The sequence below is a fragment of the Streptomyces sp. CC228A genome, from assembly GCF_021390935.1.
Classification (GTDB): domain Bacteria; phylum Actinomycetota; class Actinomycetes; order Streptomycetales; family Streptomycetaceae; genus Streptomyces.
This window is the reverse complement of record NZ_JAJPUI010000015.1, coordinates 74,728-81,347: the sequence shown is the minus strand read 5'-3', so window position 1 is coordinate 81,347 and position 6,620 is coordinate 74,728. Positions and strand designations below refer to the sequence as shown.

Sequence of the window (6,620 nt, the reverse complement as noted above, 5' to 3'; positions counted from 1 at the left end):
GGGCGGCAGCGGTGCGGCGCGGCCCCGGATCCCCGGGTCAGTGGCCGAAGGCCACGACGCCGTAGCCCTCGCGGGCGCGGGCCTGGCGCATCCAGTCCACGCAGGACTCCACCGCGGCCAGCACCTCGGGGTCGAGGCCGCCGCGCTTCTCCGGTGCGGCGGCCTCCCACTGGGCGAGGCCCTCGGCGCACTGGTCGGGGGTCCACTCGCCGTACGCCGGGAGGAAGTCGGGACGCGGCAGCGGCTCGGGCACCGAGCCGTACATGAAGTCGGTGACGGCCACCGCCGTGACGCTCGCCTCCCGCAGGCCCTCGTCGACGCGCTCCAGCCACCCGGAGCGGAACGGCGAGAAGTCGTTGTTGAACAGCCAGCGACCGTGGAACTCGCAGATCATCTGGTACGCGTAGCCGTACTGGAAGGCGTGGGTGGCCGCCCCCCGGTGGACACAGCCGCGGACCATCCACCCCGCGGGGCGGCGCGGTCACCCACCCGGCCCACACCTGACGAAGCGGCACTGTGATTCCCGTGCCGTCGCCGGGAAGGTGATGGCCGTAACCGAGGGAGGCGGATGTGGCGGGCGAGCGATTGGGACTGGCCGAGGTGCTGGCTGCGGCGGAGAAGGCCGCACCGGTCGCGTCTCTCGACGTGGTGGCACGCAACCTGCGCGACGGGTTCGGCGCGCGGTACGTGTCGTTCCTCCTCGTCGACATCGTCGGGGAGAAACTCGTACGGATCAGCGAGGAGGCGGACGGAGGAAGGGGCCGCACCGCAGAGCAGGTCGACCTGCCGGGCAGCGTCTACGACGAGGTCCTGCGCTCGCAGAAACCGGTGCGGGAGTCCGGCGGCGAGCAGGGCGAGCGGGTGCTCGCACCGGTCACCAACCGGGGCGACCCCATCGGCATTCTGGAACTCTTCCTTCCCCACACCGCTCAGGACGTACTCAAGCCGCTGGAGGAGGCCGCGCACGCGCTGGCGTACCTGATCGTCACCGACCGCCGCTTCACCGACCTCTACCACTGCGGCCAGCGGACCACCGAAGTCAGCCTGGCAGCCGAGATCCAGCGCCGGCTCCTTCCCTCGGCCGCCTGCTGCGAGGCAGCCGAGTTCGCCCTCGCCTGCGCCCTGGTGCCCGCTGCCAGCATCGCCGGTGACACGTACGACTACTCCCTCGACCGCGACACCCTGCACCTGTCCGTCACCGACGCCATGGGCCACGACGTCGAAGCCGCCCTCATGGCGACCCTGGCGGTCAACGCCTCGCGGGGCGCCCGACGCGCCGGCGCGGACCTGGCCGAGCAGGCCCGCCGCACGCACCAGGCCCTGCTCGACCACGGCCGCCGCGCGTTCGCCACCGGCCAGTTGCTGCGCGTCGCTCTCGACGGCAGCGGGGCGCAGCTCGTCAACGCAGGCCATCCGTGGCCGCTGCGGCTGCGCCACCGCCGGGTCCAGGAGGTCCACGTCGGCGTCGATCTGCCCTTCGGGGTCACCGAGCAAGGGGCCTACCAGGTCCAGGACTTCGACCTGCGTCCCGGCGACCGGCTGGTCCTCTACACCGACGGCATGCAGGAATGCCGAGCGCAGTCGGTCGATTTGCCCGGCCTCATCCGCGACACCGCCGGCGAGCATCCACGGGAGGTCGTGCGCGCCCTCACCGCCGCGGTCACCGACGCCGGCCGCGGCCACCTCCAGGACGACGCCACCGTCCTGTGCCTGGACTGGCACGGCCCCCGGAGGGAATCCCGCGACATCCGGACCGGCGCCGGCACCTGAGCGCCGGCACCTGAGCGCGGGCCCCTGGCGGAGCCGGCGCGGTCGGAGGCTACATCGCCATCGTCAGCCAGGCGCCGATGCCCGTCAGCAGCGCCGTCACTCCGCAGAACGCGGCGACCGTGCGGCGGAGGAGCCCGCCGCGCAGCTCGTCGTAGCGCTGCCGGTACGCGGCTTCGAGCTCGGTGCAGCGGTTCACCACCAGGAGCAGGTCTTCCCGTACCTGCGCGATGCGCTGGTCGACGTAGTGCCGGGCGATCTCCTCCTGCTGGCTGTCGGTGAGCCAGGGGAGCCGGTCGGTGAACGCCTTCGCGTCCTGCCGCGCACGCCGCCGCACCGAATGCGCACGCAGATGGCCCTCAAGGCGGACGAGGCCCGCGCGCGCCTCAAGGTGGACGGGGTCCTCCGGCCTCACCGTGCGCCTCCGCCGGAGGACGGGCCGATGCCGGTGTCGTGGCCGGGCTCGATGACGTCGCGGCGCCCTTCGTTCATGGCGGTGTCCTCGGCGCGGATCTGGAAGTGGTGGAGGTCGAAGCAGGCGACTCCGAACGGATCCTGGGAATGGTGAGGAAGTTGTGGCGCGGCGGCGGGCAGGACGTGGCCCATTCGAGTGACCGCCCGTGGCCCCACGGGTCGTCCCCGTCGACGCGTTTGCCGATCGTGGCGGTCTTCCACACGTTGAACAGGAACGGCAGGGTCGACAGGCCCAGCAGGAACGCCCCGATGGACGAGACCATGTTGAGCCCTGTGAAACCGTCGGCCGCGAGGTAGTCGGCGTAGCGGCGCGGCATGCCCTCGGCCCCGAGCCAGTGCTGCACGAGGAACGTGGTGTGGAAGCCCGTGAAGAGCGTCCAGAACTGGATCTTGCCGAGGCGTTCGTCGAGCATCGTGCCGGTCATCTTCGGCCACCAGAAGTAGAACCCGGCGAACATCGCGAAGACGATCGTGCCGAACAGCACGTAGTGGAAGTGGGCGACGACGAAGTACGTGTCGTGGACGTGGAAGTCCAGCGGCGGCGAGGCGAGGATGATGCCGGTCAGCCCGCCGAAGAGGAACGTCACGAGGAAGCCCGTCGCCCACAGCATCGGGGTCTCGAAACTCAGCGAGCCGTTCCACATGGTGCCGATCCAGTTGAAGAACTTCACTCCGGTCGGCACGGCGATGAGGAAGCTCATGAAGGCGAAGAACGGCAGCAGCACCCCGCCGGTGGTGAACATGTGGTGGGCCCACACGGTGATCGACAGGCCCGTGATGGCGATCGTCGCGCCCACCAGACCCGTGTAACCGAAGATCGGCTTGCGGGCGAAGACGGGGATGATCTCGCTGATCACACCGAAGAACGGCAGCGCCAGGATGTAGACCTCCGGATGGCCGAAGAACCAGAACAGGTGCTGCCACAGCAGAGCGCCGCCGTTCTCCGGGTTGAAGACGTGGGACCCGAACTGCCGGTCCGACTCCAGCGCCAGCAGCGCGGCCGCCAGGACGGGGAAGGCCACGAGCACCAGGATGGAGGTCAGCAGCACGTTCCAGGTGAAGATCGGCATCCGGAACATGGTCATCCCCGGAGCCCGCATGCAGATGATGGTGGCCATGAAGTTGACGGCGCCGAGGATGGTGCCGAAACCGGACAGGGCCAGCCCCATGATCCACAGGTCGCCGCCCACGAACGGCGTGTGCCGGGGCCCGCTCAGCGGTGTGTAGGCCGTCCAGCCGAAGTCCGCGGTGCCCTGCGGGGTGAGGAGCCCGCCGACGACGATGAGGCCGCCGAAAAGGAACAGCCAGTACGACAGCATGTTGAGCCGGGGGAAGGCCACGTCCGGCGCACCGATCTGCAACGGCATGATCGCGTTGGCGAAGCCCGCGAACGTGGGGTGTCGCGAAGAGCAGCAGCATCACCGTGCCATGCAGGGTGAACGACTGGTTGTACTGCTCCATGGACATCAGCTGCATGCCAGGACGGGCCAGTTCCGCGCGGAGCGCCAGCGCCAGCGCGCCGCCGACGAGGAAGAACCCGAAGGAGGTGATCAGGTACAGGTGACCGATCTTCTTGTGGTCGGTCGTGGTCAGCCAGTCCACGACGATACGTCCCAGCCCGCGGCGGGCGACGGGGACGAGAGCGGGTGGTTCGGTGGAAGTGACCATGGCGAAGTCCTGGTGGGCCGAGGAGAGGGAACCGCACGGTAGGGGTCGCTGCAGGCGAGAGACGACGCTACGGAACCCCTGGTGCGGACACATCCCGACAGGCGCACCGCGCCACAAGACATCTCATCGGATCGCGCCCCGCCGCGGGGCAGGGCCGTCAGGCCCGCGGCACCGGCGACGGGCAGCGCCCGGCTCCCGGAACGCACGCACGAGCCGGCCTGCCAGGTGCCGGGGAGGGGCCCCCGCCGCCCTCTGCGCAACCGGACCCGGCCCACGTCCGCCAAGCCCCCTTCGCCGACAGGCCCGGCCGGTCGCCGGCGCACCGGGGCAGCGCGTCCCGTCGCCGGTACGCCCCCGCCAGGGCACCCGTGCCGCCCGCCGGACAGGAAGATCGGGACACGTCCCCCGACACCGGCACCGCCACCGGGCACCCGAAGCCGGACTGGGTCCGGTGCCGCCCGGTACGGGCAGCCGGGCGCCGGTCGGCAGGCGCCGGAAGAGGGCCGTCCGGGAGGGTTCCCCGAAGGGATCAGCGCGAGCCGCCGCGGGTCTGCGAAGGCCCCGCAGGCGGCGCCGGCCCGCTCGCCCCGCCCGGTGTGGCCCGACTGTCGACGAAGTAGGCGCCGAGGGTGCCGGCCAGAGCCGCGACGACCACCACGGAGTACACCGCCAGCAGGACTTCGAGCACCATGCCGTACGCCGTGTCCGTACGCAGCGGCTCCCCGCTGATCGCCATCAGCGCGGTGGCGTGCAGCGTGTCCGCGTAGGAGCCGTGGGTGCCGTCGAGTTCGTACAGCAGCTCGCTCGCGGCCAGGATCACGATCAGCGACACCATGGACAGCCATGCCGTCCGGTCGCCCAGCAGCCGCCCGGCCGAGCGGGAGGACCGCACGGTCGAGGAGACCACCCTGCCGGTGCGCAGCAGCCGCAGCGACTTCAGCAACCGCAGGACCCGCAGGAACGGCAGCAGCAGGAAGATGACCTGCCACCAGTTCTTCCGCAGGAAGCGGCCGCGGTGGGAGGCCACGGCGAGCCGGGCGGCGAACTCCGCGGCGAAGGCGGCCCACAGGACCCAGCCGGCGACCGCCAGGGCGGTCGCGGCCCCGCTGCCCGGCGCCACCAGCCGCTCCGCGATCACCACCAGCAGGAAGAGCAGCCCGAGGCCGCTCATCACCGGGGTGAGCCGCTCCAGCAGATCACTTGCCAGCTGGTCACGGAAGTCAGCGTCCCTCCGCGGCCGACGGCGCTGTTCCATGCCGATCTCCCTGCCAAGGCCCGTGCCGCCCGGGCAGCACGTGTCACGGGTCCGGCCGCGCGGCCGGGCTGCGCCCCCATCCTTCCATCCCGCCCGCCCCGCGCGGAGCGACGACAGGCGGTGGCACCGGCGTGCAGCGCGCGCCCCGCACAAGCCCCCGGTCAACTGCCGGCGATACGGGGGCGGGAAGCCCGTCGCCCCTTCCCGGTACAGCCGCCGGGCTCGCGCGCACCGGAGGTACGGACGCGCCAGGCGGCGGCCGGCGACCCGCGTCTCCCGCTTCGCCGGCTGCGCGAAGCCCTCCATGCCTCCGAACTCGCCTCCGGTGCCGGTACCGATCCTGCTGCCCTCCCCTAGACCGAGACGGCCGCCGTCTTGGACAGAACTGGCGTCTGGCGCCTGACCGCCCGGCACAACCGTCCCGCTGCACCGCTTCCGTCCGGCTCGTCCGGCGAGGACACCGGCACGAAGCCCTGATCGAGCCTTCCGGACGACATCACTCCCGACAGCCGCAGCCGGCCCTTCCCCCGGTCGAGCACCGCAGTGGCCACCGGTCCCGCCGCGGGGGAGGGACACACCCGTGCCGTGCCACGGAACGTTGACGGTTTGCGTCTGCACTTTGACCGGGGACCGTCTACCCGGGCGCCGCCTCCCCCCGTAGGTTGGTGGCCGAGCACATCGGTGGCGCCGAGTGACCGTCGGCGCCACGTCCACTCGCACCGCGGGCCAACTCGGGGGATCCGACAGGGGGACCCGGCCCGTGACCGGGAAGGAATGCGACTCGATGAACATCCGCAAGCGTCTCGCCGTCTCCGCCGCCGCCTTGGCAGTAGGCTCCGGCCTGGCCTTCGCCCCGCTGGCCTCGGCGGCCCCGCAGGCCGCCGCTGCCGGCTGCGCCTACCCGTACGTCTGCTTCTACAAGGGCTCCACGAAGACGGGCCAGTTCAAGGACGTCACGAGTGGCTGGCAGAGCCTCGGCGCCAGCAAGGGGGCCACCTCCATGGTGAACACCCGCCGCGACGATGTCGTGTACACCCACTTCACCAACGGAAAGACGTGGTGCACCCCGCCCAAGACCACCACCACATTCAACTCCTGGGTGGTCGACAAGGTGCGCATCAGCTCCGCTTCCCGCTGCTGACCCGTACCGCAGCAGAGACGGCCCGCACCCACGAGGCGGGGTGCGGGCCGTCCGCCGCGTCCGCTACCGGCCGGAGGGCCTGGAGCCCACGGCAGGCCGTACCCCGAGCCAGCGCCCGAGAGGAAACCGGCCGGCCCGATCGGGGACGACCGCGAGGGCACTCCCGCCACCGGATCCCCCACGTGCGTCGCCGCCCCACCGCCGAGGACCCGGCCTGGCAGGGGCCACGCGGCACCAGGACCGCGAGTTGAACGCCACCGAACCGCTCCACGCGCACCCGGCATCCCGTCAACACACTGCTCCGGTCCTCGTCGA

The 6,620-nt window shown here is 71.6% G+C and carries 5 protein-coding genes and 1 pseudogene; 2 read left to right on the top strand and 4 right to left on the bottom strand.

From position 1 onward, the window contains the following. Window positions 1-37: 37 nt before the first annotated feature. Window positions 38-460 carry a hypothetical protein gene (locus L6E17_RS29195; RefSeq protein ID WP_236243639.1) on the bottom strand — a complete coding sequence of 141 codons (423 nt, stop codon included), beginning with the start codon at window positions 458-460 and terminating at the stop codon, window positions 38-40. A gap of 110 nt (window positions 461-570) precedes the next feature. Here L6E17_RS29195 and L6E17_RS29190 point away from each other — a divergent pair, with 110 nt between their 5' ends. Further along, on the top strand, window positions 571-1,770 hold the full coding sequence (locus L6E17_RS29190; RefSeq protein WP_236243638.1) for a PP2C family protein-serine/threonine phosphatase: 1,200 nt from the start codon (window positions 571-573) through the stop codon (window positions 1,768-1,770). Window positions 1,771-1,819: 49 nt separating this feature from the next. On the opposite strand, the gene L6E17_RS29185 is transcribed toward L6E17_RS29190, so the two are convergent. The 3 genes and pseudogenes from L6E17_RS29185 to L6E17_RS29175 form a co-directional block, all read right to left on the bottom strand. Further along, window positions 1,820-2,182 carry a hypothetical protein gene (locus L6E17_RS29185; protein ID WP_236243637.1) on the bottom strand — a complete coding sequence of 121 codons (363 nt, stop codon included), beginning with the start codon at window positions 2,180-2,182 and terminating at the stop codon, window positions 1,820-1,822. After that, window positions 2,179-3,909: pseudogene (ctaD, locus tag L6E17_RS29180) on the bottom strand (cytochrome c oxidase subunit I). Before ctaD ends, L6E17_RS29185 begins: the two are co-directional and overlap by 4 nt. A 529-nt stretch (window positions 3,910-4,438) precedes the next feature. Next, entirely contained in the window at window positions 4,439-5,164 is a 726-nt protein-coding gene (locus L6E17_RS29175; protein ID WP_236243636.1) for a hypothetical protein, read from the bottom strand. 784 nt (window positions 5,165-5,948) lie between these two features. On the opposite strand from L6E17_RS29175, the gene L6E17_RS29170 reads away from it, so the two are divergent. After that, window positions 5,949-6,305, top strand: a complete 357-nt coding sequence (locus L6E17_RS29170; protein WP_236243635.1) for a hypothetical protein — start codon at window positions 5,949-5,951, stop codon at window positions 6,303-6,305. Window positions 6,306-6,620: the final 315 nt, after the last annotated feature.

Bases quoted from the DNA above. Each gene is read 5' to 3' on its own strand.
- L6E17_RS29195 (WP_236243639.1), bottom strand. From the start codon at position 460: ATGGTCCGCGGCTGTGTCCACCGGGGGGCGGCCACCCACGCCTTCCAG.
- L6E17_RS29175 (WP_236243636.1), bottom strand. From the start codon at position 5,164: ATGGAACAGCGCCGTCGGCCGCGGAGGGACGCTGACTTCCGTGACCAG.
- L6E17_RS29170 (WP_236243635.1), top strand. From the start codon at position 5,949: ATGAACATCCGCAAGCGTCTCGCCGTCTCCGCCGCCGCCTTGGCAGTA.